The 24,916-nt window shown below is 62.1% G+C and carries 18 protein-coding genes and 8 pseudogenes; 12 read left to right on the top strand and 14 right to left on the bottom strand.

What is annotated here, in order from left to right:
• Positions 1-50: 50 nt before the first annotated feature.
• Entirely contained in the window at positions 51-437 is a 387-nt protein-coding gene (locus HAP54_RS48625) for a hypothetical protein (protein ID WP_166298290.1), read from the bottom strand.
• Positions 438-796: 359 nt separating this feature from the next.
• On the opposite strand from HAP54_RS48625, the gene HAP54_RS48630 reads away from it, so the two are divergent.
• Positions 797-1,441: a hypothetical protein gene (locus HAP54_RS48630; RefSeq protein WP_166298291.1), complete on the top strand. Its 645-nt coding sequence runs from the start codon at positions 797-799 to the stop codon at positions 1,439-1,441.
• 97 nt (positions 1,442-1,538) lie between these two features.
• A pseudogene (locus HAP54_RS48635) lies at positions 1,539-1,941 on the top strand (IS630 family transposase); the annotation flags it as partial.
• Positions 1,942-2,205: 264 nt separating this feature from the next.
• On the opposite strand, the pseudogene HAP54_RS48640 reads toward HAP54_RS48635, so the two are convergent.
• Positions 2,206-2,328 (bottom strand): annotated as a pseudogene (locus tag HAP54_RS48640) (ATP-binding protein); the annotation flags it as partial.
• A 114-nt stretch (positions 2,329-2,442) separates the two neighbouring features.
• Between HAP54_RS48640 and istA (HAP54_RS48645) the strand changes: the two are divergent.
• From istA (HAP54_RS48645) to HAP54_RS48660, 4 genes and pseudogenes are all read left to right on the top strand, one after another.
• Positions 2,443-3,933, top strand: a pseudogene (istA, locus tag HAP54_RS48645) (IS21 family transposase); the annotation flags it as partial.
• Between the two features lie 8 nt (positions 3,934-3,941).
• Positions 3,942-4,784 (top strand): annotated as a pseudogene (gene istB / locus HAP54_RS48650) (IS21-like element helper ATPase IstB); the annotation flags it as partial.
• A gap of 329 nt (positions 4,785-5,113) precedes the next feature.
• Positions 5,114-6,523 (top strand): integrase catalytic domain-containing protein, encoded by a 1,410-nt coding sequence (locus tag HAP54_RS48655; RefSeq protein WP_166293515.1) that lies wholly within the window; start codon positions 5,114-5,116, stop codon positions 6,521-6,523.
• Positions 6,524-7,084: 561 nt separating this feature from the next.
• Positions 7,085-9,187: a recombinase family protein gene (locus tag HAP54_RS48660; protein WP_166298292.1), complete on the top strand. Its 2,103-nt coding sequence runs from the start codon at positions 7,085-7,087 to the stop codon at positions 9,185-9,187.
• A 6-nt stretch (positions 9,188-9,193) separates the two neighbouring features.
• Here the strand turns inward: HAP54_RS48660 and istB (HAP54_RS48665) are convergent.
• Together istB (HAP54_RS48665) and istA (HAP54_RS48670) are read right to left on the bottom strand one after the other, a co-directional pair.
• Positions 9,194-9,832: pseudogene (gene istB / locus HAP54_RS48665) on the bottom strand (IS21-like element helper ATPase IstB); the annotation flags it as partial.
• Between the two features lie 11 nt (positions 9,833-9,843).
• On the bottom strand, positions 9,844-11,382 hold the full coding sequence (istA, locus tag HAP54_RS48670; RefSeq protein WP_166307210.1) for an IS21 family transposase: 1,539 nt from the start codon (positions 11,380-11,382) through the stop codon (positions 9,844-9,846).
• A 196-nt stretch (positions 11,383-11,578) separates the two neighbouring features.
• On the opposite strand from istA (HAP54_RS48670), the pseudogene HAP54_RS48675 reads away from it, so the two are divergent.
• Positions 11,579-11,731, top strand: a pseudogene (locus HAP54_RS48675) (IS630 family transposase); the annotation flags it as partial.
• Between the two features lie 112 nt (positions 11,732-11,843).
• Positions 11,844-12,038: a helix-turn-helix domain-containing protein gene (locus HAP54_RS48680; RefSeq protein ID WP_166298294.1), complete on the top strand. Its 195-nt coding sequence runs from the start codon at positions 11,844-11,846 to the stop codon at positions 12,036-12,038.
• A gap of 327 nt (positions 12,039-12,365) precedes the next feature.
• On the opposite strand, the gene HAP54_RS48685 is transcribed toward HAP54_RS48680, so the two are convergent.
• Positions 12,366-13,709 (bottom strand): IS1380-like element ISBdi2 family transposase, encoded by a 1,344-nt coding sequence (locus HAP54_RS48685; RefSeq protein WP_166204320.1) that lies wholly within the window; start codon positions 13,707-13,709, stop codon positions 12,366-12,368.
• A gap of 152 nt (positions 13,710-13,861) precedes the next feature.
• On the opposite strand from HAP54_RS48685, the gene HAP54_RS48690 reads away from it, so the two are divergent.
• Positions 13,862-14,353: a hypothetical protein gene (locus tag HAP54_RS48690; protein WP_166298295.1), complete on the top strand. Its 492-nt coding sequence runs from the start codon at positions 13,862-13,864 to the stop codon at positions 14,351-14,353.
• Positions 14,354-14,710: 357 nt separating this feature from the next.
• Here HAP54_RS48690 and HAP54_RS48695 read toward each other — a convergent pair whose 3' ends face one another.
• Together HAP54_RS48695 and HAP54_RS48700 are read right to left on the bottom strand one after the other, a co-directional pair.
• Complete coding sequence (locus HAP54_RS48695; RefSeq protein ID WP_166298296.1) at positions 14,711-14,935, bottom strand: hypothetical protein; 225 nt, start codon at positions 14,933-14,935, stop codon at positions 14,711-14,713.
• Between the two features lie 135 nt (positions 14,936-15,070).
• Positions 15,071-15,541, bottom strand: a complete 471-nt coding sequence (locus HAP54_RS48700; protein ID WP_166298297.1) for a J domain-containing protein — start codon at positions 15,539-15,541, stop codon at positions 15,071-15,073.
• 150 nt (positions 15,542-15,691) lie between these two features.
• On the opposite strand from HAP54_RS48700, the gene HAP54_RS48705 reads away from it, so the two are divergent.
• The 3 genes and pseudogenes from HAP54_RS48705 to HAP54_RS48715 all read left to right on the top strand — a co-directional run bounded on the left by HAP54_RS48705 (position 15,692) and on the right by HAP54_RS48715 (position 18,624).
• Positions 15,692-16,075, top strand: coding sequence for a hypothetical protein (locus tag HAP54_RS48705; RefSeq protein WP_175619333.1), 384 nt, complete (start codon positions 15,692-15,694; stop codon positions 16,073-16,075).
• 230 nt (positions 16,076-16,305) lie between these two features.
• Positions 16,306-17,648, top strand: a pseudogene (locus HAP54_RS48710) (IS1380-like element ISBdi2 family transposase).
• Positions 17,649-17,911: 263 nt separating this feature from the next.
• Positions 17,912-18,624: pseudogene (locus HAP54_RS48715) on the top strand (IS5 family transposase).
• A 67-nt stretch (positions 18,625-18,691) separates the two neighbouring features.
• Here the strand turns inward: HAP54_RS48715 and ccoS are convergent.
• The 7 genes from ccoS to ccoO all read right to left on the bottom strand — a co-directional run bounded on the left by ccoS (position 18,692) and on the right by ccoO (position 24,914).
• Positions 18,692-18,859 carry a cbb3-type cytochrome oxidase assembly protein CcoS gene (gene ccoS / locus HAP54_RS48720; protein WP_165128271.1) on the bottom strand — a complete coding sequence of 56 codons (168 nt, stop codon included), beginning with the start codon at positions 18,857-18,859 and terminating at the stop codon, positions 18,692-18,694.
• On the bottom strand, positions 18,859-21,045 hold the full coding sequence (locus HAP54_RS48725) for a heavy metal translocating P-type ATPase (protein ID WP_029081495.1): 2,187 nt from the start codon (positions 21,043-21,045) through the stop codon (positions 18,859-18,861). The genes ccoS and HAP54_RS48725 overlap by 1 nt, the downstream gene beginning before the upstream one ends.
• Positions 21,046-21,056: 11 nt before the next feature.
• The gene (locus tag HAP54_RS48730; RefSeq protein WP_166298298.1) at positions 21,057-21,557 is read right to left on the bottom strand and encodes a FixH family protein; all 501 of its coding nucleotides are present in this window, start codon (positions 21,555-21,557) and stop codon (positions 21,057-21,059) included.
• Between the two features lie 16 nt (positions 21,558-21,573).
• On the bottom strand, positions 21,574-23,031 hold the full coding sequence (gene ccoG, locus HAP54_RS48735) for a cytochrome c oxidase accessory protein CcoG (RefSeq protein WP_166307213.1): 1,458 nt from the start codon (positions 23,029-23,031) through the stop codon (positions 21,574-21,576).
• 94 nt (positions 23,032-23,125) lie between these two features.
• A complete protein-coding gene (gene ccoP / locus HAP54_RS48740) occupies positions 23,126-23,998 on the bottom strand; it encodes a cytochrome-c oxidase, cbb3-type subunit III (RefSeq protein ID WP_029081498.1) in 873 nt (290 codons plus the stop codon).
• A gap of 6 nt (positions 23,999-24,004) precedes the next feature.
• Positions 24,005-24,169 carry a cbb3-type cytochrome c oxidase subunit 3 gene (locus tag HAP54_RS48745; protein ID WP_029081499.1) on the bottom strand — a complete coding sequence of 55 codons (165 nt, stop codon included), beginning with the start codon at positions 24,167-24,169 and terminating at the stop codon, positions 24,005-24,007.
• A 10-nt stretch (positions 24,170-24,179) separates the two neighbouring features.
• Complete coding sequence (gene ccoO / locus HAP54_RS48750; RefSeq protein ID WP_029081500.1) at positions 24,180-24,914, bottom strand: cytochrome-c oxidase, cbb3-type subunit II; 735 nt, start codon at positions 24,912-24,914, stop codon at positions 24,180-24,182.
• Positions 24,915-24,916 lie beyond the last annotated feature (2 nt).

Here is a 24,916-nt window from a genome sequence, read left to right on the forward strand (position 1 = left end):
TTACACCACGCTCGCCAGCCTCTCAGGCGCACTCTGACGAATAAGACGGGCTAGTTAGCTTGGGGGTCATGCTGATGCTGCTCACTGTGACCGCATTTATCGCACTTTAATGTGCGGAGCTGAACGCCGGCCACGCGCCCAAATACCGGATCCTTCGTTGACGCGATCACTTTCATTCGGCCTTCGCCGCAGATCGGGCAAGCGTGACCTGACGTGTGGGCAGCGATTTGGTCCTTCAACGCCTTGATCTGCTTGTCCTTCTCATGGATTTCTTCGCGGGCATCGGTGAGCGCCATCCTGAGCTCGGCGACCTTGCCGTAGAGGTCCGCCATAGCGGACTTGAGTTCGCCCTCGCTAACTCCCTTCTCGATTTCGCGAAGCTGCTTGACGATGGTGAGCGCCTGCGATGCTGAGGCGAGTGCGACTGCGAAGTCCATACTGTCCCCCCGTGACGTTTCCACTCAATGCCACAAGGCGCGCCGCAGCGCCCCGAAAGGGGATGGCGGCGTATGGCCTCCCGTCACTAAACTTCCAAACCGGCCGCAGATACCTGACAAGCGCAAACAAAGAGCCTACTAACTGTGATAGCCTTCCGTGATTCAGTACCGTGGCCTCGATTTGCCGTGTAGGTGCGCGTAGTGCGTTCTATGTCGCGACCTCGCGCCACCTAGCTAGCGGGCTGGACATTTAGACCGGGCGTCGTAAGTACAGAACGCGCGCGGATAGGACGGCCATCCGACAAGCCAGCAGCACACTGGTTTCCGCGCTTCCTTAGGTGCAGCGCGGAGTGCATCGCGTGAAACAGGACACTTTCTCAAAGAGATTCCGACTCCTGAAGCAGCTTGGGAAGCAGCTCGGTTCGAGTCCCACGGTCGACTTCTTTTTTCCAGCGAAAGTTGGGGCGCTTTCAGCGGCCAGCAGTCCACCGGATTCTAACACTTGGGTCGCTTACGCTCAGTCGGCGCTTCGCGCGAATTCGATAAGCTCGGACCCTCACCTGCAAAGGGCTTTCACAGAATTGAAACTGAACCCGGAGGATCCCCGCCAGTGGCGTGAGCTTGCCTCTCAAATGGCGTACGTTTTGTTCCCGCATGTCGATCGCGGAGGCCGCCCGGCAGAGTGGAACTCCAAACGATATTGCGAGCTACTCAAAGAAGTGCATGACGCAAAAAAAAGACAGGATATCAGCGGAGACGAAGAAGCTTGTGCATTCGTCGCGAAGAAATCCAACCGAGCTTATTTCAACAAGGCAGGCAGGGACGGTCTCAAAAAGGCGCTTCAGAAGGCTCGTTCACCCAAGCATAACGGGACAATTAGAGACCTCCTACGGACCATAGAGCCACGCATGAAACGGCGATATGAGGAGGCGGGCGCCCCTTGGACTCCAGAGATCGAGGAACGCCTCGCGGCACTTCTGGCCGCTCGCATCGGAGCATTGTGATCTTCAGTCCCCCTCCTAGTGGCTCTGCACAGTGATTTCGACAGGTTGGGTTCGGCGGTCAGATTAGCTCCGGCAGGAGTTTCGGATCAACGAGGACCTCGATGTGGACGAAAAGCCTTCGATCCAGGCTTTGGAGCGAGCGCAGGGCTATCTGAAGTTGCCCAATGGCCGCGCCTTGACCGGTCAGAGCCACGACTACAAGCGGCATGGCACGACAACGCTGTTTGCGGCACTCGAGGTTGCCACCGGAAAGATCATCGCGACGCATTCAAAACGGCGGCGGCGTGTCGAGTTCCTCGACTTCATGGACAGCGTCACCGCTGCTTTTCCCGGACCGCCAGCTTCACGTCATCCTCGACAACCTCAACACCCACAAGAAGAACGAGCCCTGGCTCAAGGCCCACCCCAATGTGCAATTTCATTTCACGCCGACAAGCGCGTCCTGGCTCAATCAGGTCGAGATATGGTTCTCGATCTTGCAGGGGCAGTCGCTCAGCGGTGCATTGCGGATTCCGATGATCTCGCCCGGGTGTACCGATTTGATCTCGCCCAGGATTCCGAGATGATCTCGCCCACCATTCCGATTTGATGTCGCCCGGGGCGCGAGGCGTTCTGGCTGTCTGGTTTCTGGCATCGGCGAAGCCGCGTGGTCAATCTTGAATCGCGGTTCGACGGGTTGGTTTTTTCTGTTGCTCCTCCTGTGGGCATGTGGGCAACGCTCTTGCGTTGTCCAAGCGTAGCGGCATGTCCACAGCGCCACAGGCTCAGGCCTTTCGGTCGGGTTTGCGGGTTCGCCGCATGCTTTCGCCGTTCAGATCGATCCGGTGGGCGTTATGGACCAGGCGGTCGAGGACGGCGTCGGCGTAGGTGGGATCACCGAACACGTCTGTCATTCGGCCTGCAATATTGACCCCCTAAGCCGGGGGATCGGCGTCCAAAATTGACCCCCTACAGATTGATCTGTTGCGCTGCCTGCTTTGGAACGAAGCAGGTGGTGGGGGATGCTGATCGTGGAGACAATTGCCCGGATCCGGCGCGAGCACTTCATCAAGGGCAAGACGATCAAGGAGATCGCCCGTGACCTGAAGGTGTCGCGGAACACGGTCCGGAAGGTGCTGAGGTCGGGAGAGACCTCCTTCGAGTACGAGCGGCAGGTGCAGCCGCGGCCAAAGCTGGGACGATGGGCAGTAGAGCTTGACGGATTGCTGGCGGCGAACGCGGCCAAATCGGCTCGTGAACAGCTGACGTTGATCCGGATCTTCGAAGAGCTGCGCGGCCGCGGCTACGACGGCGGTTACGATGCCGTGCGGCGTTACGCCAGGCGGTGGAGCAAAGAACGCGGGCAATCGACCGCGGCGGCTTATGTCCCGCTGAGCTTTGCCCCAGGCGAAGCCTACCAGTTCGACTGGAGCCACGAGGTGGTCTTGCTGAGCGGGACCACGGTGATGGTGAAGGCCGCCCATGTCCGGCTCTGTCACAGCCGCATGCTGTTCGTGCGGGCCTATCCGCGGGAGACGCAGGAGATGGTGTTCGACGCCCACGACCGGGCGTTCGCTCTGTTCAAAGGCACCTGCACCCGCGGCATCTACGACAACATGAAGACCGCCGTAGAGACGATCTTCGTCGGTAAAGGGCGTCTCTACAATCGCCGCTTCCTGCAGATGTGCAGCCACTATCTGGTCGATCCGGTCGCCTGCACGCCGGCGTCGGGCTGGGAGAAGGGGCAGGTCGAGAACCAGGTCGGGCTGGTCCGGGAGCGCTTCTTCACGCCGCGGCTGCGGTTCAAAAACCTCGACGAGTTAAACGCCTGGCTGCTCGACAAATGCATCGCCTACGCCAAGGCTCATCGCCACCCGGAGCTGGTCGATCAGACGATCTGGGAAGTGTTCGAAGCCGAGCGTCCCAAGCTCGTTCCCTATGCCGGCCGCTTCGACGGCTTCCATGCGGTGACGGCATCGGTCTCGAAGACCTGCCTGGTGCGCTTCGACAACAACAAGTACTCGGTCGCAGCCAGCGCAGTCGGACGGCCGGTCGAAGTCCAGGCTTATGCCGACCGCATCGTGATCCGTCAGGATGGACGCATCGTTGCCGAGCACCCGCGATCCTTTGGCCGCGGCGAGACGACCTATGATCCCTGGCACTATGTGCCGGTGCTGGCTCGCAAACCCGGTGCCTTGCGCAACGGCGCTCCCTTCAAAGACTGGGTGCTGCCGGCCGCGATCGAGCGGATCCGGCGCAAGCTTGCCAGCACCGACGATGGCAATCGGCAGATGGTCGACATCCTCACCGCGGTGCTGACTGACGGTCTGTCCGCGGTGGAAGCGGCCTGTGCCGAAGCGCTCGGTCATGGCGTCCATTCCGCCGATGTCGTGCTCAACATCCTGGCCCGTCAACGTGAACCCGCCCCACCGGCCAACATCATGACGCCGGCCGCACTGACGCTCCGTCATGCACCGATCGCCGATTGTGCCCGCTACGACAACCTCCGGAGGACCATCTGATGGAACGAACCCAAATCTTCGACCTCATGGGCGAGCTCAAGCTCTACGGCATGAAGGCTGCCTTCGACGAGATCATGGCAACTGCCGTCAAGCGCCAGCACGAACCTCAGCGCATTGTCGGCGACCTGCTTAACGCCGAGATCAACGAGAAGCAGGCCCGCTCGATCAAATACCAGCTGACCATTGCCAAGCTGCCGCTTGCCAAGGACATCGCCGACTTCCAGTTCGACGGCACGCCGATCAATCAGACTCTCGTCAATGATCTCGCCAGCGGCGGCTTCATCGCCCAGCAACGCAATGTCGTGCTGGTTGGCGGCACCGGCACAGGCAAGACCCACCTGGCCATTGCCATCGCCAGAAGCTGCATCCGATCCGGTGCCCGCGGCCGCTTCTTCAACGTAGTCGACCTCGTCAATCGCCTCGAGACCGAGACCCGCAACGGACGGCAAGGACGGCTCGCCGAGCATCTGACCCGGATGGACTTCATCGTGCTGGATGAACTCGGCTATTTGCCCTTCGCCCAGTCCGGTGGCCAGCTCCTCTTCCACCTCGTCAGCCGGCTCTATGAGCGCGCCTCCGTCATCGTGACGACCAATCTCGCCTTCGGCGAATGGCCGAGCGTGTTCGGCGACGCCAAAATGACCACAGCGCTGCTCGACCGATTGACCCATCACTGCGACATTGTCGAGACCGGCAACGATAGCTGGCGGTTCAAGAGCCGAGACGACGATCACGCCACCCGCGCTCGTCTCGCCTCCGCTATCCCGGCCAGCTCCGACGAGACGAGCGCTACCAGCAAAGCCCGCCGCACGAAGGGGTCAAAATTGGACGCCGATGAGGGGCGCATTGCCTCATCGAAAATGTTACCGAACAATTCCGCTGATGACTGGGGCGGCGTTACCGAATCAGGTCGGTGGCGCCAATGGCGAGCGGGATCAGCATGGGCGCAAGGCGCGAGGTGTTGGCCGTGGTGGCGAGGCGCTACCGTGCGGCTGGACGAGTTGAGAAGGGACGGATCCTTGACGAGTTGACAGCAACGACGGGTTGGCACCGCAAGCACGCGGTGCGAGCACTGTCGGTTGCCGGAAGGGACAGGCCCAGACCACCACTGGACGAAGGGGCAACGAGCCCAACCGAACCAGCGACAAGTCGGCGACGCAAATACGCCAGCGTGCGCGACGCGCTGATCGCGCTGTGGGAAGCCTCCGATCGCGTCTGCGGTAAGCGCCTCGTATCGATGATCCCAGTGCTGTTGCCCGCACTCGAGCGGCATGGCCGGCTGAAGCCAACGAGCGCAGAGCGTGCGCTGCTGACAACTCTGAGCGCGGCGACGATCGATCGGATGTTGATCGACGTTAAAATTGCGGCTGCTGGGGGGCGCCGGCGGCGAGTCGGATTCTACTCGGCGATTCGACGCGAGGTGCCGATCCGCACTTTCAATGACTGGGCAAACCCGCCGCCAGGCTTTTGCGAGATCGACATGGTCGCGCACGGTGGGACCAGCGTCGCCGGCTCGTTTATCCAGACTTTGACCATGGTGGACATCGCAACAGGATGGACGGAATGCCTGCCCCTGGTGACACGCGATGGCAGCCTCGTCGTGGAAGCGATGACGCGAGCACAGGGCCTGTTCCCGTGGGTGATCTGTGGCGCCGACTTCGATAACGACAGCGCGTTCATGAACGACGTCGTCGTTCCATGGTGCCGAGCACAGAAGATCGAGGTAACGCGGTCACGTGCCTACAAAAAGAACGATCAGGCTTTCGTGGAGCAGAAGAACGGTGCGGTGGTCCGGCGGCTCGTCGGATACGGGCGCTTCGACGGGGTCGAGACGGCCCGCGTGATGGCACGTCTCTACGCGGCGGCGCGCCTGCTGGTGAACTTCTTCCAGCCGTCATTCAAGCTCAAAGAGAAGCGCCGCGAGGGTGCCAAGATCATCAAACGCTATCATCCGCCTGCCACACCATACGAACGTGCACTGGGGCACCCGAAACTCCCATCAGCGGTCAAGCGCCGTCTGCGCCAGACGTATCGGACTCTCGATCCCATACAATTGCTTGCCACGATCCGCACGGCGCAGGAAGAGCTCGGCGAACGGATCGGCAAGCGCGGTCTTGCGAAGGTTCCCACCGTATCGCCGGCTGATCCGCTCTCGTTTGCCCGATCGCTCGGCACGGCGGCAAACACCGCCGAAGTGCGGGCCACGCACCGCCGGCCGAAACGGCGATACAAAAAGCGTATTCGCATGCCCTCGAAGCTCGATCCCCATCTCGCGATCATCGAGAACTGGCTCGCCGTCGAGCCACAGCTCACTGCACTGGCCATCGTGGGCAGGCTCGCCACGATCGATCCTTCGATGTTCAGCGACAAGCAGCATTCGATCGTTCAGCGCCTGCTTCGGTCCCTCCGGCGGAAGGTGGCGGAGACAGCCATCGTATCCATGCCCGTGGATGAAATACGGCCCGAGGCTGTGGACGGCGCTGCGTGTGATGAGCACTCCGCCCCGCCCACAGCCTCTCCACCGAGCTGGCCGCGGCTCGAGACCGGTCTGGGGCAGTTCGTAGACCTTCATCCCGGGTAACATTACTTCCTGAGGCAATACGAGGGGTCAAATTTGCAGGCCGATTGACACACGTCGAAGTACCCCTATTCTCGAGCGGGTCGTGTCTCACGTTACGATCACTGACCCGCATCATTTTCTTTTTGGGCACCGGGTTGAGGTGCTGAAGGAGCGGTCGGGGCGCGGTCCCGCCTATGTCGTTGTCGCGCTGCCGGACGGCCGGCCGCGGGCGGTTCGCATCGCGTCGACCGATCTTGCCGAGACAATAACTTCTGGTCCGAACGCCGCCGATCTGCCGCGCATCAGCGCACGTACGCTGATCCCATTGATGCAACATTTGAGCGCGAGTCTGAGCCTTCTTGACGAGAAGGTGATTCGCGATGACCCACCGACCGCTTCCAGGTCGCGTTGCGTATCGACCCATGCCGACGTTGGCAAATCCACCCGGCCGTCCGACGGACGACATTCCGCGCCTGTGGCCGAATCTGTCGACCGCGACGCAAACCCAGATCGCTCAAATCCTCGCCACGCTGCTCCGGCGGATGCAAGCGGTTCCCGGCACGCCCGGAAGGGGACTGGGTCGTGCTGATCAGCTTGAACGTCGCTGACGAGCGGCTCACGACTGCGCACCGAGCCAAGTTGGCCTATGTCTACGTACGGCAGTCATCCGTGAACCAGGTGCGCCAGCATCAGGAGAGCACGGAGCTGCAGTACCGCCTCGTCGATCGCGCCATCGGTCTGGGCTGGCCGCCGGAGCGCGTCCAGGTCATTGACGAGGATCTGGGCAAATCCGGTGCTGGCGGTGTGGATCGTCATGGCTTCCAGAAGCTCATTGCCGAGATCGGCCTTGGCAACGCCGGTCTTGTGGTGAGCCTCGACGCTTCGCGCTTGGCCCGCAACAACCGGGACTGGCATCAGTTGCTCGAACTGTGCTCGGTGTTCGGTGTGCTCATTGCGGATGGCGAGCGGCTTTACGATCCGCGCGCCTACCACGACCGCCTGCTGTTGGGCTTGTCCGGCATCATGAGCGAGGCGGAGTTGCATCAGCTTCGGATGCGCCTTCACCAAGGGGAACGCCAGAAGGCGGCGCGGGGCGAACTGCGGCTGCCCCTGCCAGCCGGGCTCGCCTATGATCGCGCCGGCACAATTATTCTCAATCCTGATGAGGAGGTGCAGGCCCGTCTTCATCTCGTTTTTGCCAAATTCCAGGAATTGCAAAGCGCCCGCCGTGTGATGCGTTACTTGGACAGGAACGGACTGTCCTTGCCGGTTCGACCGCTGCTTGGACCATCTCCACATGAGATCGTCTGGCGGGCGCCAGATAGTGCACGCGTCCTTAGCGTCCTTCAAAATCCGGCCTATGCTGGGGCGTACGTTTATGGCCGACGGCAAAAGGATCCGAGCCGATGCCGGCCGGGATCGCTGACGGGAACGGTCAAGGTGGCGATCGCCGACTGGGCGGTTTGCCTCCGCTCTGCTCACCCGGGTTATATCAGCTGGGAGGAGTTCATGGCCAACCAGCGGCGACTGGCAGATAACGTCGCCCACTTTGAGGCAGGACACGCTGGCGTGCCACGCAAGGGGGCAGCCCTGTTACAAGGAATTGCGGTCTGCGGTCGTTGTGGACGGCGCATGAGCATGCGCTACACGGGCCCGAATGCCGACTATCCGGTCTATTGCTGCCGGTCGGATCGGGATCAGGAAGGCAGTGCACTGTGCCAGGAAGTCCGGGCCTTAGCGGTTGATGCCTTGGTCCAACGGGTAGTCCTCGACGCCCTGGTGCCGGATCAGATTGAGATCGCACTCGCAGCCGCGGGCCAACTGGAGCAGGAGAGCCGTCAGCTCGAGCGCCAGTGGGCGCTTCGCGTGGAGCGCGCCCGCTACGAGGCCGAGCGCGCTCGGCGCCAGTATGACGCCGTAGAGCCCGAGAACCGTCTTGTGGCGCGCTCACTTGAGCGGGCTTGGGAAGAGAGGCTGCGTGTCGCAGAGGCGGTCGAGCAGGAGCATGCGCGTTGGCGCGGGCAAGAGCCGCTTCTGATTGGCCCGGCGGAATGCGCAGGGCTACAAGCGCTCGGCGAGAACCTGCCGCGGATTTGGAACGCGGCCACCACGTCGGCAGCCGATCGCAAGCGCATTCTGCGATTTGTGATCCGCGAAGTCGTTCTTGATCAGAAGCGGACCCGAGGTCAGGTGTGGCTCAAGATCGTCTGGCAGACCGGTGCAACCAGCGAGCATCACGTGCAACGGCGCGTTCACACCTACCGCAATTACATCGACATTGATCGGTTGCGGCAACGGATCGTCGAGCTGAATGCTGAACAAAAAATGGATGCCGAGATCGCGGCAATACTCAATCAAGAAGGCTTCGTCGCGGCCCGAGGCTGCGCCTTCAAAGGCGAGAATGTCTGGCTGTTGCGCACCCGCTGGGGCATTCCCACCGTCAAGATCAACGGCGTGGACAAGAATCCCAGGCGCTGGCCCGACGGCAGCTTCTCGATTCAGGGGGCAGCGGCTGAGCTTGGATTAACCCCGCAAACAGTTTTCGATTATCTTGCGCGCGGATTGCTGGCAGGTCGTCAGTTAGCCAAAGGTCAGCCATGGCAGATCGAGCTCTCAGACGAACAAATCAGTCAGCTGCGCAATCGGGTACGACGCACCAAGCATTCGAAGAAGGAGGCATCATGAAGTCATCGGCTCGCCGATCAGCGCGTGCCATTGATCGACCGGGAGCTGGCTGGTGACGATGGTGGAGCGGCGGCCGTAGCGGTCCTCGAGGATCTCCAGGAGGTCGTGGCGGGCCGCGGCGTCAAGCGGCTCGAGGCCCCAGTCGTCGAAGATGAGGAGATCGACGCGGCCAAGCGCGCGCAGCAGGCGGGAGTGGCGGCCGTCGCCGCGCGCCAAAGCGAGATCGGTGAACAGCCGCGGGACGCGCTGGTAGAGCACGGAGCGATTGTCGCGGCAGGCCTTGTTGCCGAGCGCTGAGGCGAGCCAGCTTTTGCCGACGCCGGAGGGCCCGCAGATCAGCAGGTTGGCGTGGTCATCGATCCAGCGGCCTTCGACCAGCATCGTCAGCAGGCTGCGGTCGAGGCCGCGTGGGGTGCGGTAGTCGATGTCTTCGACGCAGGCCTCCTGGCGCAGCTTGGCGTATTGCAGCCGCTTCGACAGCCGCTTGTCGCGTCGCAATGACGCTTCGCGTTCGAGCCGCAGCGCAAGCCATTCGGCGTGGCCGAGGCTTGCGGCCTCGCCGCCGGCTTCGATGTCGGCGAAGGCCTTGGCCATGCCGTGAAGGCCGAGCGCGTAGAGTTGATCGAGGGTCGGATGCGTGAGCAAGACGTGATCTCCTAATTGTAGTAGCGCGGCCCGCGGATGTTGGGATGAAGGATCGGCGCGTCGTCCGCGGAGCGCTTGGGTGAAGGACGCCGATCGAGATTGTTGGCGAGAATCGACTTGACCGAGCCGTAGGTGCGCGCGCCGATATCGATCGCCCGCATGGCGGCGGCATCGAGCCGCTCGTGCCCGTAGGATCGGGCGAGCCGGATGATGCCGAGACAGGCGCGGAAGCCCTGTTCTGGATGCGCGCGCTCGTCGAGGATCAGGTCACACAGCGCCGCGGTGGCCGGCCCGATCGAGGCTGCGTCCTTACGGATGCGCTCGATGGTCCAGCCAGCGTAGCGCCGATGACTGGACGCCATGTGCTCCGGCACGGTCGTGTGCTTGTGGTTGCCGCTCATGCGCTGATGCGCGGCGATCCGCTCACCCTTGTGGAAGATCTCGACGGTGCGAGCCGTGAAGCGCACCTCCACCTCGGCGCGGACGAAGCGATGCGGAACGCTGTAATAATGCGCCTCGACCTCGACGTGATAATCGATGCTGACCCGGCAGATCCGCCACTCGGCGAACACGTAAGGGTTCTCCGGCAAGGCCTTGAGCGCCGGCCGGTCGATCTCCTCCAATAGCTTGCGGCGGGTGACGCCGAGCCGCCGGATCGGCCGCTCCTCGTTGAGCCGGGTGAGCAACTCGGCGATCGCCGCATTGACCTCGGCGAGGCTGTGGAAGGTGCGGTGGCGCAGCCGCCCGAGCAGCCAGCGCTCGACCATGAGGACCGCCTGCTCGACCTTCGCCTTGTCTCGTGGTCGTCGCGGCCTGGCCGGCAGAATGGCCGAGCCGTAATGCGCCGCCATGTCGGCGTAGCTGCGGTTGATCTGTGGATCGTAGAGGCAGGCCTTGATCACCGCGACTTTGGTGTTGTCCGGCACCAGCAGCGCCGGCACGCCGTTGATCGCCTCGAAGGCGCCGACGTGGCCGTTGATCCAATCGGCGACCCCCTGCGTCCAGGTCGCCTGCGCGTAGGTGAAGCTGGAAGCGCCGAGCACCGCGACGAAGATCTGCGCGGCGCGCCGCTCGCCGCTGAGCCGGTCGATCACGACCGGCACGCCGTCACCGGCATAATCGACGAACAGCTTGTCGCCGGCCGCATGCGACTGGCGCATCGTCACCGACAGCCGGCCTTCCCAGGCGCGGTAGAGCTCGCAGAAACGCGAATAGCGATACCCGCCGGGCTCGCTTGCGATGTACTCCTCCCACAGGATCGACAGCGTCACATGCTCGCGCCGGAGTTCGCGGTGCACCGCCGCCCAGTCCGGCTCCGCCTGCCGGCGATGGCCCCGCCGCGTGCCGGAACCCGCACCGGCGCTGGCGAACAGCCGGGCCTCCAGATCAGTGTCGGTGATGTCGTCAGACAACGGCCAGCTCAGCCCCGCCGCCTCAAAACGGCGGATCGTCAACCGCACCGTCGAAGGCGCCGTCCCCAACCGCCGCGCAATCTCGCGGGTCGGCATCCCAGCCGACTTCAATCTGATCACTTCGCGCACATGGCGCATCGCAAGCCTCTCCGTCGGCATCCAGGTCCCCCTTCGCAAAGCCGAAAGGCGGGACCGTATCGGAGCCAGAAGAGGCCTCGTCACCCCGGGCGACATCATCCCGGAATGGTGGGCGAGATCATCTCGGAATGGTGGGCGACATCAAATCGGAACGGTGGGCGAGATCATTCCGGAACGGTGGGCGACATCGAGCGGAATCAGCAGTGCTTCCTTCACAAGCCTCAAGCAGCTGCAGGAACACATCAATGCCTACGTCAACGCGTACAATGACAAAGCTGAGCCCTTCGTCTGGACCAAGAAAAAGGTCCGACAACGACGCTTCAAAGGCCGCCGTATCACTCAGCTCTGATTCCGGGTACTATTAGTCGGGAAGAAACCTGTCCCCGACTGTTATTTCTCTTCAGAGTCTGAATACTCCTGAACGTCCCCGCAACTGGGCGGATGTCGATGGAGAATGGCGGATGAGCGAATCCCACGAAGAATTACGCCGCGAAGCACTGTCGATCGATGAAGTCGGGAAGGTGGTCGGCCTCGGCCGCACAAAACTTTATCAGGCGATTGCGGTGGGCCAGCTGAAGGCAAAAAAGATCGGTCGGCGAACGATCGTCCTGCGCGGCGACCTAGCAGCATTTCTCGAATCCTTGCCCTCTATTTAATCCTCAAAAAAAAGGTCGGCGCCCCCCAAACGGCCATCGCGTGAGACCTGCCGGCAAAGAATTATGGTTCTGAACAGGCAACCGGGCAAGAGCTGGATTTGGACGTGCCTTCAACAGCTTGAATGCAAAGGACCAACGTTGTGATATCGCACCGCTCTAGCCCGTCCTATTCGTGAGAGTGCTTTTTTTAGTCCGATTGATGTGGCCGCACATCTGCTCTGACGAGGCGCGCGGGATTGCCTTCGGCTTTTCACCGCCTGACCGACCCGTACTTTGCAACGCGCTTGAGGTGTAGGTTGGGCGAACGGGGGGCGGACGCCCCGCCGGTCAAGGACCGAGAGGCAGCAGCGCGCCTGGCAAGCCGCGGATCAGGTCGGCTTCGGGACATGCCGCGGCAAACGCAAGGCGAATGCGGCTCGTGGTCTCGACGACACGGGCAGCGAGTTTCAAGAGACGAAGACGCAGCGTCGCGAACTCGGCTGTGGCCAATTCCCGGGCTTTGGGAATCGCGTCGCGCACGGTCAGCATCAGCCAATAAGCGGCGGTGTGGAGAACGAGGCGGACTTGATTGGCGAGCGCCGAACGGCAGCTGGTGCGATCGGAGGCGAGCTGTGTCTTATGCAGCTTGATCAGATTCTCGGCTTGGCCGCGCGCGCAATACAGGCTGTCGTAGATCCACTCGGCCGAGCCGACATCGAGGCTGGTGACGACGAAACGGATGTCGAGGCCGAGCATCGTCGCCTCAATACGGGCGACGGTACGCCGTTCGCGATCCCAGGACTTGGCCTTGTGGCGCGTCTCGGTATAGCCACGCAGAACCGGCAGGTTCTCGATGGCGCGTCGCGTGCGGATGTCGTCGGCGGCCTCGTCGAGTTTTCTGGCGAGCGGCTTGGTGCCGGACAGACCGAAGATGTAGTCGATGCCGTTGGTCTCGCACCACGCCATTGCCTCCGGCCGGGCATAGTGCCCGTCGCCACGGAACGTAATTCGCGTGTTGTGCCACCGCGTCCGGATATGCCGTATCAGGCGGCGCAGATGGGCACGCACCTCGACGCCGCCCGGCGTCTTGCCGGGCCGCAACACGACCGCCACGGGCCGGCTCTTCTCCGTGTCGTAGACGTGGATCGGCAGGAAGCAGCGTTCGTCATAATGAGCGTTGAACAGCGAGAGCTGCTGATGGCCGTGGACGACATCGCAGGTATCATCGATGTCGAGCGTGACGGATGCCGGCTCGCGCGGGTAGCTATCCATCCATGCGTCGACCAAAGTGTAGGTCAGTCGGATCACGTCGCGCAGGCGCGGAGCATTCTCCAGCCGCGACAGCGTCGGTTGGGAACACAGATCGCGACCCGTGTCCGGCAGCCGTCCGCAGGCCAGCTTGAATGCGGGATCGGACCGCAGATGATCGAGGTCGTCGGCGTCCTCGTAGCCGCAGCAGATCGCGAACATGCGCGCGCGGAACATATCGACAAGGCTGTGCACGACCCGCGTCGGATCGCGCCGATCCGGGAACACCCGGGCCAAATTGTCGGCCAAGCCGAGACGCCGCTCGGCCATCGCCAGAAGCATCACGCCCCCGTTCGAGGTCAGCCGACCGCCATCGAAGGCAGCTGTGACTTTCTTGGCGTGAACGGCTGGAAACGAGAAGGGCAGAATCGTATCATCGGTCATGGCGGGCTGGCGTTCGCGGTTGAGGTGATGGGGTTGGCTTTGCAACCGAATCCTACGCCGCATCAGCGCTTTACACCACGCTCGCCAGCCTCTCAGGCGCACTCTGACGAATAAGACGGGCTAGTACTGTTGATAAACTCGAAGCCGGCCGATTGAAACGCACGGTCGCACCGCACGGCATCACCGGAGCAGAGCTGCGACGCCTGAGTGGCGCAGTCCACCAGATGAGGAAGACCGGTGGCGAGCTTTGGTGGGTATCCGCTCCCAAAGGATCGACTCGCGACGGAATCGCTGCGGTTCTGAAACGAATATCCCGACTACAAAGCGATCAAGGCTTGCCTAAGTATGCGACCTCGGTTTTCGAGACGCGGCCCGCATTTCATGTCCATGCGATCTTCGTAGGAAATTCGAGCGTCGCCGCCGATCTGAACCGTTCAGCCGTCTGCCGCGGTTGCCACATTGCTAGGGTGACGGACGCCGACGGACTTACGAAAAAATACCTCGCAAAGGAGCGGACGCCGCAGGCGGGTACCGCCGCTCTGACCTTGGCGGGCGTCTCCGCGGCTCGCACCGCATTGAGGGCGGTGGCGATCGCGTCCGCATTTCTCGCGACCTCGAGCGGGATGCTATCGCCGCTGGTCTGATCTTGCCCTGGCGTCGCACGAACGCAAAGCGAGCGAGTGAGCGCAAGCCGCGCCGGCAGCAGCGCCTTGCAAGCAAAAGAGCCCCTATGCCGTCCGGCCAAATGCTTCTTTTCCCCGAATTCTCCCGGCCCGTTGCGCGATTGCGCCTTTTCGGAGGAGGCTTAGTGCCTCCGGCCGTGTCGTCCGAGATAGAGTTTCGGCGACGTGGCCTCTCACAAGAGCGCCTCGCCAACCTTATCGGCTGTTCGCAAGGGCACCTCGCAAACGTGCTCCGAGGTCACGATCCAGTCTCTCGAAAGCTCGCAAATCGCCTCCGCACAACGCTACTTGGCACATAATGCGCCCGGCCAGTTCGCTTCAAAGAGCAGACGGCTCAAGAGAACGGCTGGTGGGCAATTTCGTCGGCGCGCCGACAGATTGCTTGTTGGCCGCGAAAAAATAGACCAGGCCGTAGATCGGTATGAAAGCTGAAAGAACTGCATGGAGCGGCGCGCCATTTTGCACGCCTCGCAGGATTCCCATGACCGGGCTAGCAAACACCACAATCACAAGCACCCAGTGCCAAATTGAAATTGAACCCATCACCGCTCCCGATCTGTTTAGCTTTCTTGAACCCGTGTCCGCGCATTAACCCGTCCAAAGGGAAGCGCGTCAAAAGACGAACAATCTGATTTTTATCAACGGGTTAAAGAACCAAGCTTGTTGGTAATTAGAGGTCTATCTGCTCGTCGGCTTTTTGGCCAGCTCGCGAAGAAAATCGTTCGTCTCCTTGGTCAAGCCGTTACCACTTGAAGACTGCCTGAAGCCATCGACTGCGAAAATGCCGACAAGCAAGAGGATAAGCACGCCTACAAATCCGCCGACTCCAAAAACTAGGGAGGCTGCAGCTCCATACTGCAGCCTTTCGAAAATAGAAGGTTTTGATTTAGTGAAACTACCAGCTGTTTGCCTCGGCTCGTTACGATTCAAGTCAGAGTTTGAGGATTGTGATTTGGTCGCAGCGGCCTCGGCAGCAGACTGTTGATCGTAGAACGCGCGTCCCTGTTGGTCCGTCAGCAGTTCCCAAGCGGCCCTTATTTCGAGAAACCTTTTTGTCCGCGTCGGATCATTTCCGGTGCGGTCGGGGTGGTACTTTTTGACGAGGGCAAGGTAGGCGGCCTTGAGCACCTCGGGATCGGCGTCTCTCATTTCATCGAAGCCCCGTTCAATCCGATGCTAAGTCATTCTCGTGCAGCTTTGGGGACCCAACTGGGGACCGTAGAGACACGGCAGAAAATATACTAATTGATATCAAAGGCTTATCTAATTTGAGTGGCGGAGAGAGTGTCAGTCAACCTGATGGACAGGCTGCTGTTCAGTTCAGCAAGTGGAACCCACGGTCCCGGCTACCAGCCAATGGTATGCGATGGCGGCCGCAAGTTTGAGCGACATCAATGTGCCGATTTCACAATGTGGGACGATCAGGCCATCGCTAACCGAACGATCCGCATCGCATGCGCCGAGCATTCACCTCATGGTTTCGCCGGTTCACCCATCGCGTCAGCGCCGTTCGGCTGCGCGGTCGAGTTCGCCGTGATCGATGACCAGCAACATCCGCTAGGCTTCCCCTGCGTCAGGCTCGCCCACGGATGGCTCGACGCCATCACGATGCAACCCGTCACGGCGTTGCCGACACATTGGCGCTATTTGCGGCCCGACGTGCCACCGATGTGCTGCTGCTGACGATGGCGCGGTTTGGTGCTATCAACCGGCTGGTCTCGGTCCTGCTCCTGCGGTCTCGGGTGCCGCAATCGCGGCGGCCGGACTGGACATTGGTGCTGGCGCTACCTAGCCCGTCTTATTCGTCAGAGTGCGCCTGAGAGGCTGGCGAGCGTGGTGTAAAGCGCTGATGCGGCGTAGGATTCGGTTGCAAAGCCAACCCCATCACCTCAACCGCGAACGCCACGCCCGCCATGACCGACGATACGATTCTGCCCTTCTCGTTTCCAGCCGTTCACGCCAAGAAAGTCACAGCTGCCTTCGATGGCGGTCGGCTGACCTCGAACGGGGGCGTGATGCTTCTGGCGATGGCCGAGCGGCGTCTCGGCTTGGCCGACAATCTGGCCCGGGTGTTCCCGGATCGGCGCGATCCGACGCGGGTCGTGCACAGCCTTGTCGATATGTTCCGCGCGCGCATGTTCGCGATCTGCTGCGGCTACGAGGACGCCGACGACCTCGATCATCTGCGGTCCGATCCCGCATTCAAGCTGGCCTGCGGACGGCTGCCGGACACGGGTCGCGATCTGTGTTCCCAACCGACGCTGTCGCGGCTGGAGAATGCTCCGCGCCTGCGCGACGTGATCCGACTGACCTACACTTTGGTCGACGCATGGATGGATAGCTACCCGCGCGAGCCGGCATCCGTCACGCTCGACATCGATGATACCTGCGATGTCGTCCACGGCCATCAGCAGCTCTCGCTGTTCAACGCTCATTATGACGAACGCTGCTTCCTGCCGATCCACGTCTACGACACGGAGAAGAGCCGGCCCGTGGCGGTCGTGCTGCGGCCCGGCAAGACGCCGGGCGGCGTCGAGGTGCGTGCCCATCTGCGCCGCCTGATACGGCATATCCGGACGCGGTGGCACAACACGCGAATCACGTTCCGTGGCGACGGGCACTATGCCCGGCCGGAGGCAATGGCGTGGTGCGAGACCAACGGCATCGACTACATCTTCGGTCTGTCCGGCACCAAGCCGCTCGCCAGAAAACTCGACGAGGCCGCCGACGACATCCGCACGCGACGCGCCATCGAGAACCTGCCGGTTCTGCGTGGCTATACCGAGACGCGCCACAAGGCCAAGTCCTGGGATCGCGAACGGCGTACCGTCGCCGTATTGAGGCGACGATGCTCGGCCTCGACATCCGTTTCGTCGTCACCAGCCTCGATGTCGGCTCGGCCGAGTGGATCTACGACAGCCTGTATTGCGCGCGCGGCCAAGCCGAGAATCTGATCAAGCTGCATAAGACACAGCTCGCCTCCGATCGCACCAGCTGCCGTTCGGCGCTCGCCAATCAAGTCCGCCTCGTTCTCCACACCGCCGCTTATTGGCTGATGCTGACCGTGCGCGACGCGATTCCCAAAGCCCGGGAATTGGCCACAGCCGAGTTCGCGACGCTGCGTCTTCGTCTCTTGAAACTCGCTGCCCGTGTCGTCGAGACCACGAGCCGCATTCGCCTTGCGTTTGCCGCGGCCTGTCCCGAAGCCGACCTGATCCGCGGCTTGCCAGGCGCGCTGCTGCCGCTCGGTCCTTGACCGGCGGGGCGTCCGCCCCCCGTTCGCCCAACCTACACCTCAAGCGCGTTGCAAAGTACCGGTCGTCAGGCGGTGAAAAGCCGAAGGCAATCCCGCGCGCCTCGTCAGAGCAGATGTGCGGCCACATCAATCGGACTAAAAAAAGCACTCTCACGAATAGGACGGGCTAGGGCCTGTTTGGATTCCGGATTCTCATCCTGGCTTGGTTGTGATTCAAGCTTGGGATGGACCGATTCGTTTTGACTGATGCCCAATGGGCGAAGATGGAGCCGCTTTGTCTTGGCAAGCCGGGTGATCCCGGCCGGAGCGGCAATAACAACCGGCTGTTTGTCGAAGCCGTGCTGTGGATTGCGCGCACGGGCAGTCCGTGGCGCGATCTGCCGCGCGCCTTCGGCAACTGGATAACCGTGTACACGCGCTTCCGCGACTGGGCCAAGGCGGGCGTCTGGAAGCGCATGTTTGATGCGGTCTCGGACGAGCCGGACATGGAGTACGTCATGGTTGATGCCACCATCGTCAAAGTCCACCGCCACGGACAGGGCGCAAAAGGGGGACGCAAAACCAGGCGATCGGCCGCTCGAAAGGCGGAATGACCACCAAAATCCTGGCACTGACCGACGCGCTCGGCAATCTCCTGCGTTTCGTGCTGCTGCCAGGACAGCGCTTCGACACGGTCGGCGTCCCGCCGTTGATCGAAGGGCTGACCTTCGATGCGATGATCGCCGACAAGGCGTTCGACAGCAACGCCATCATTGCCGACCTCGACGCACGCGGCGCCAAGGTCGTCATCTCCCAGCACCCGCGGCGCGCAAAACCTCTCGCCATCGACGCGGAAATCTACAAATGGCGACATCTGATCGAAAATTTCTTCTGCAAGCTCAAGGAATTCAAGCGGATCGCCATGCGAGCCGACAAAACAGATATCAGCTTCGAAGCCATGATCAATCTCACCGCCGCTGTGATAAATTCAAGATGAATCCAAACAGGCCCTAGCCTCAACGGCAATGACCATCGCCGCGGGGGTTTCATTTGTATATTTTTCATTATTTGGATCGGCCTTGACCGTTCGCGGGCTCATCGTCGGCGATGGCGCGCCAGGCTGCACCGTCGAGATCGTCGTACTGGCCGCTTTTGAGTGACCAGAGGAAGCCGAGCAGGCCGGCAAAGCCAAGTGCGAGAGCCAGCGGCACCAGAAAGACCAGAATTTCCATCAGACCGTCTCCGTCGTTCGTGCCCTCAGCGCGTTCAGCATCACGATCACCGAGGAGCCCGACATCGCCGCCGCGGCAATCAGTGGCGTGACCAGACCGACGATCGCGATCGGCACGGCCAGCACGTTGTAGATCACGGCGAGCCAGAGATTTTGGCGCATCAACCGCAGCGCCTTGCGGGACACCTTGACAGCTGTCAGCACTGGCGCGAGACGTTCGCCGAGAAAGACCGCATCGGCGACAGCCTGGCTCATGTGGGTCGCCGTAACGGGCGACATCGAGGCGTGCGCGGCAGCCAGCGCTGGCGCATCGTTCAGGCCGTCGCCGACCATCAGTACCTTGCAGCCCTGGCGCACCAGTTCGTCGATCCGGTCGATCTTGTCGACCGGAGACACCTCGGCGCGCCATTCGTGCACGCCGAGCACCTCGGCTGCCAGCCGGACCGCAGGTTCGCGATCCCCAGACACGATCTCGACGACGATGCCCAGGCGCGCCAGCGCTGCCACCACCTCAGCCGCGTCCGGCCGCAACCGCTGCCGAACCGCGAAGGCATATCTGCACTCGCCAGACCTGAATGCGACGACGGACGCCTCGGGATCGCGGCACAGAAGCTCGTTGGCGAGGTCGTTCGCGCCGCAGAATGACGGCCGGCCCAGCCGGATCGGACGACCTTCGTGAAAACCGTGGACGCCCTGGCCTGGTTCTTCCTGGATGTCCGGCAGGGGTGCGGCCGCACCCGCCTTGCGCGCGACCGCGGCAGCGACCGGATGACGGCTCGAGAGTGCCAAACGGCCTGCCAGCTTCACGACATCGTCCGGGATTTCCGCGAGATTGACGACATCAAGCTCGGGTAGCGTCAACGTGCCCGTCTTGTCGAAGATCACCCGGTCGATCTCGGCGATACGCTCGATCGCGTCGCCAGCGTTGAGCAGCACGCCAGAGCCAAACAGCGCACCGGATGCAATCGTCTGCACGGCAGGAATGGCAAGCCCCAATGCGCAGGGACAGGTGATGATCAGGACTGCAATCGCTGTCACGATCGAATCATGAAAGCTCGCGCCATATGCCAGCCAGCCCAGCATCGTGGTCAACGCGGTCGCGTGCACCACCGGGGCATAGAGCCTTGATGCACGCTCCGCAAGTCGAAGATAGCGCGAGCGCGCCTGGAGCGCGCGATCGAGCAGCTGAGATATCTCATCCAGCAGCGTACCACCCGAGGCGGCCGACACACGGACGCGCAATGTTCCGGAACGGATCAGTGTGCCCGCGAATATAGCGCTGCCAGGCGTCACCATCGCCGGCAAGGTTTCGCCCGTGATCAGGCTCTGGTCGACCTCCGAGCGGCCCTCGATCACTTCGCCATCGACCGAACAGCGCTCGCCGGGCCGCAGCAGCACGATGTCGCCGGGCCGGATCGCAGCTACCGGGACCGTTCTGATCTCGGTCGGACTGATGAACTTCGTCGCGGTCTCCGCCTTGAGGGCGTACAGGTTGCCGGCAAAGGCACGGGTACGCCGCCGCATGTTCTGGTCGAGGTAGCGGCCAGCGAGCAGGAAAGCGATCAGCATGATCGCGGCATCGAAATAGGCATGTTCGGCGTGGTTTACGGTCTCGATAACCGAGGTTGCAAGCGCCAGGATGATGCCGATACTGATCGGAACGTCCATGTTGACGCCGCGCGCTCGCAGGGCTGACAACGCCGACGAGAAGAAAGGCTGCGCCGAATAGGCTGCGGCCGGCAGCACGATCAGCGCCGACAGCCAGTGGAAGAAATCACGCTGCTCCGGCAGCATGTCGGAGACGTTGCCGGACCATACCGGGACCGACAGCATCATGACGTTCATGGCGGCAAAGGCCGCGACGCCCAGCCGGCGCAACAGGCCTTGCGCACGTCGAGCCTCCAGGGTTTCGGCATCATCGCGCTCGAAGGGATAGGCCTTGTAGCCGAGCTCCGCGAGCCGACTTACGAACAGCGCCGGTTCAAGAGCACCCGCCTTCCATTCCAGCGCAAGGCGACTGTCCGTCAAGTTCACGCGGGCCGAGGTGACGTCCGGTATGGCTGACAGATTGCGCTCGATCTTGGCCATGCAGCCCGCGCAATTGATGCCCTCGACTGCGAGATCGAGATGGATGAGCCCGGTGCCCGCGCTCTTCAGATAGTGAGAGAAATCGATATCCGCCTGCATAGGATGCACCTTCAGTTCAGCAGGATTCGGTTCTTCGACAGGAACATGCGCCGGCCATCGGCGTCGGCCTCGATTACGAGGTCCCACTGCCCTGCCGCGACGCCTTCGGCGCGGCCGCTATAGCTCCCACCCCCGGCCTCGCCAATCTCGATTGCCCGGTCGGCGCGACGATCGATCGGCCGTTCGAGCCGGGCGAGGAAACTCATCCCCGTGAGCGGCGCGCCGGCGTGGTCGCGCGCCTCGAGTGCAATTGCAGCGCTGCCGTCAGGCCGCCGATCGATATGGGCCTGGACCCGCCAGTCGCGCTCGTTCTGCTGCCTGGCCGAATCGATCTCGCGTTGATAAGCGAGACTGGCACTGTAGGCGCTGTCGACCTCTGTGCCCGGAAGAGTCGAAATGGCAAGGCGCATCATGACCATAGTCACGCTGATGACGACGGCGAAGAATGCGATCGTCGTGACCAAGACGAAACGTCCGGTGACGGGTCGCGCGGCTGGACGAGAGGCTGGCATGGCGGGATGTCCGTGGTTAGGGAAGGACGAAGTGGTCGGTCGCGGAGGCGACCTCTCCGAGACCGATATCAGTGACGCGGAACGTGACCGGCACCGACTTTTCCGCCTTTTCATCGAACGCCGCCGTCACCAGCACGCGAAGCTCGGTGGTGGTGTCGCGGCCAAGGACGATCATCGGCCGGTCTGGCGTCACGGAGTCCGCACCGATGACGTGCAGCTTCGCGTTGGCTGGCCCTTCGACATCGATCGCGATCACGCGATCAAAGCCGCGCTTGTTGAGGAAACGCAGTGTGTATCCATTGCGGATCGCGCCGTCACTAAGACGCACCGCAATCGGATTGCGGTCGTGCAGCACGTTGACGTCGAGCAGGGTTCGCGACATCAACGCGTAAAGCATCACAGCACAGACGACGGTGATCAGGCTGGCGTAGACAACGGTACGGGCGCGAACAGGCTTGAAAATCTCCTGCTTGCCGGCAACGCGGCGCCGAACGTTGATATCGTTGTCGTATCCGATCAGACCCGTCTTGCGACTGATCTTGGTCATGACAGCATCACAGGCATCAATGCACAGGCCGCACTGGATGCAGCCAAGCTGCGCGCCATCGCGAATGTCGATCCCAGTCGGGCACACGGCAACGCACTGGTTGCAATCGATGCAATCGCCGGCCTTCTCGCCGAGCGACCGAATGTCGAACGCCTTCTTGACCGAGCAACGCGGTTCGCCGCGATCGTATTTGTATGTGACGATGAGGGCCCACTCGTCGGTCAGCGCGGCCTGTATCCGCGGCCACGGGCACATATAGACGCAGACCTGCTCGCGCATATAGCCGGCCAGCAGATAGGTCGACGCGGTCAGCATCGCGATCCAGACATAGGCGATCACTGGGGCCTGAAAAGTCGCAAGGTCGCGCACCAGCGTCGGCGCATCGGCGAAGTAGAGCACCCAGGCGCCACCAGTCCACCACGCGATCATGAGCCAGATCGCGTGCTTCAACGCACGGCGACCGGCTCGCTTTACGGTCATTGGGCCAGCGTCGGCCTTCATTTGCGCGCGGCGATCACCTTCGACTAGCCGCTCGACCGCATAGAACAGATCCGTCCAGACCGTCTGCGGGCAGAGATAGCCGCACCAGATCCGCCCACCCAGCGCGTTCATCAGGAACAAGGCGAGCGCCGCCAGCACCAAAAGGCCAGTGAAATAGTAGATTTCTTGCGGCCACAGCTCGATGAAGAAGAAATAGAAGCGTCGGTTTGGAAAATCGATCAGGACCGCCTGGTCAGGCGCGCCGAGGCCCCGATGCCAGCGCACGAACGGCAGCAGATAGTAGACGCCGAGACAGACGGCCATCAACCGCCATTTGATCGAGCGGAATCGGCCTGAGACGCTCTGCGGATATACCTTCTTGCGGGGCGCGTAGAGCGGCCCGTCTTCGTCGGTTATGAGTTCATCAGGCGACACGGGCTTGTTCATGGGTTGCTCAAGTGAGGCTCGGTTGAAACCTACATCCCCGCAACATGTCCGGGTTTGACCTCGGTCAATGATCCCGGTCCCCTCGCGGTGGCGGCTACTTGCCGCCGCCGAGCGAGTGCACATAGACCGCCAACGCCTTGACTGTGACCGGGTCGAGGCGGCCGACCCAGGCCGGCATGACGCCGGCGCGGCCATTGGTGATGGTCTCGACCAGCGTCTCCTCGTCGGAGCCATAAAGCCAGATCTGGTCGGTCAGGTTCGGCGCGCCGAGCTCAGGGTTGCCCTTGGCGTTGTCGCCATGGCAGCTGGCGCAGTTTTCGGTGAACAGCTTCTTCCCTGCGACGGCGTCGAACCTCGGCGCGGTGGAAAGGCCGGAAAGCGAGCGCACATAGTTGGCGACGGTCACGATCTCGTCCTTCTTGAGGACGCCGTCGCGGCCGAATGCCAGCATCTGCCCTTCGTGAGTCTTTGCGTGTCCGGAACGTGCACCGAACTGGATTGTCTGCATGATCTGGTCAAGCGAACCGCCCCACAGCCAGTCGTCGTCGTTCAGGTTCGGATAGCCCTTTGCACCCGCGCCGCCGCTGCCGTGGCACGGCGCGCAATTGTCGGCGAATACGGTCTTGCCACGAGCACGAGCTAGCGCCAGCAGGGCCGGATCTTTCTCGATGTCGGAAAGCAACGCGTTGCCGAGCACCGCCATCTTCTCGCCGCGCAGCTTCTCGATATCCGCAAGGTCGGTCGCGACACCGGCGCGGGTGGAATACTGGAACAGACCGGTGGTGTAGCCGGAGACCAGCGGCCAGGCCGGGTAGACGACCCAGTAACCGATCGCCCAGATAATCGTTGCGTAGAATGTCAGGACCCACCACCGCGGCAGCGGCGTATTCAGCTCCTTGATGCCGTCCCACTCGTGACCAGTCGTGCTGCGGCCGGAAACGCGGTCGATTTCGTTGTGGTCGCTCATGATCGGTCAGTCCTCCCGCAGCGGCATTCGGGCTGCAGCATCGAAGAGAGATTTGTTGCGGGGCCACAGCGCGTAGACCACGATGGCAACGAATATTCCGACGAAGATGGGCGTCCAGAGTGAGCCGACCAGGCTCGACGCGAAATTCTCGACTTGAATGATCGCTTTCATGCTCGTGCCCTCAGCGCAGATTGGCTTTTTCGTTGTAGAGCTTGAAGTCGACGAGCGTGCCGAGCATCTGCAGGTAGGCGATCAGCGCGTCGAGCTCGGTCGGATTACCGGCCTTGCTGTCGAAGTTACGGACCACCGCCTTCGGATAGCGCTTCTGGAGCGCGTCGGAGCCGGGGCTGTCGGGGTCGACCTGTGCTTTCAGATCGGCGGCCGCGTTGGCGATCTGCTCGTCGGTATAGGGCACGCCGACCGCGCGGTTGGTCCGCAGATGAGCCATGGCGTCGGACGGATCGAGCTCCGTCCTGGCGAGCGCCGGGTATCCGGGCATCACCGATTGCGGGACGATTGAGCGTGGATTGATCAGGTGCGTGACGTGCCAGTCGTCGGAGTACTTGCCGCCGACGCGCGCTAGGTCCGGTCCGGTGCGCTTGGAACCCCACTGGAACGGGTGGTCATACATGCTCTCGGCGGCCAGCGAATAGTGGCCGTAGCGCTCAACCTCGTCGCGCAGCGGCCGGATCATCTGCGAGTGGCAGAGGTAACAGCCCTCGCGGACATAGATGTTGCGGCCGGCGAGCTCGAGCGGCGTATAAGGCCGCACGCCGTCGACCGCCTCGATCGTGCTCTTCAGGTAGAACAGCGGCGTGATCTCGACCAGTCCGCCGATGGCAATGACCACGAGAATGCCGGCGATCAGGATGATCGAGTTCTTCTCAACGATCTTGTGTCGATTCCAGAGAGACATAT

Origin of the sequence: Bradyrhizobium sp. 2S1 (assembly GCF_011516625.5) — a bacterium.
GTDB classification, from domain to species: domain Bacteria; phylum Pseudomonadota; class Alphaproteobacteria; order Rhizobiales; family Xanthobacteraceae; genus Bradyrhizobium; species Bradyrhizobium septentrionale.

Coding starts and splice junctions, on each gene's coding strand:
- HAP54_RS48625 (WP_166298290.1), bottom strand. CDS start 437: ATGGACTTCGCAGTCGCACTCGCCTCAGCATCGCAGGCGCTCACCATC.
- istA (WP_166307210.1), bottom strand. CDS start 11,382: ATGCGCCATGTGCGCGAAGTGATCAGATTGAAGTCGGCTGGGATGCCG.
- HAP54_RS48680 (WP_166298294.1), top strand. CDS start 11,844: ATGAGCGAATCCCACGAAGAATTACGCCGCGAAGCACTGTCGATCGAT.
- HAP54_RS48685 (WP_166204320.1), bottom strand. CDS start 13,709: ATGACCGATGATACGATTCTGCCCTTCTCGTTTCCAGCCGTTCACGCC.
- HAP54_RS48695 (WP_166298296.1), bottom strand. CDS start 14,935: ATGGGTTCAATTTCAATTTGGCACTGGGTGCTTGTGATTGTGGTGTTT.
- HAP54_RS48700 (WP_166298297.1), bottom strand. CDS start 15,541: ATGAGAGACGCCGATCCCGAGGTGCTCAAGGCCGCCTACCTTGCCCTC.
- HAP54_RS48705 (WP_175619333.1), top strand. CDS start 15,692: ATGGACAGGCTGCTGTTCAGTTCAGCAAGTGGAACCCACGGTCCCGGC.
- ccoS (WP_165128271.1), bottom strand. CDS start 18,859: ATGGAAATTCTGGTCTTTCTGGTGCCGCTGGCTCTCGCACTTGGCTTT.
- HAP54_RS48725 (WP_029081495.1), bottom strand. CDS start 21,045: ATGCAGGCGGATATCGATTTCTCTCACTATCTGAAGAGCGCGGGCACC.
- HAP54_RS48730 (WP_166298298.1), bottom strand. CDS start 21,557: ATGCCAGCCTCTCGTCCAGCCGCGCGACCCGTCACCGGACGTTTCGTC.
- ccoG (WP_166307213.1), bottom strand. CDS start 23,031: ATGAACAAGCCCGTGTCGCCTGATGAACTCATAACCGACGAAGACGGG.
- ccoP (WP_029081498.1), bottom strand. CDS start 23,998: ATGAGCGACCACAACGAAATCGACCGCGTTTCCGGCCGCAGCACGACT.
- HAP54_RS48745 (WP_029081499.1), bottom strand. CDS start 24,169: ATGAAAGCGATCATTCAAGTCGAGAATTTCGCGTCGAGCCTGGTCGGC.
- ccoO (WP_029081500.1), bottom strand. CDS start 24,914: ATGTCTCTCTGGAATCGACACAAGATCGTTGAGAAGAACTCGATCATC.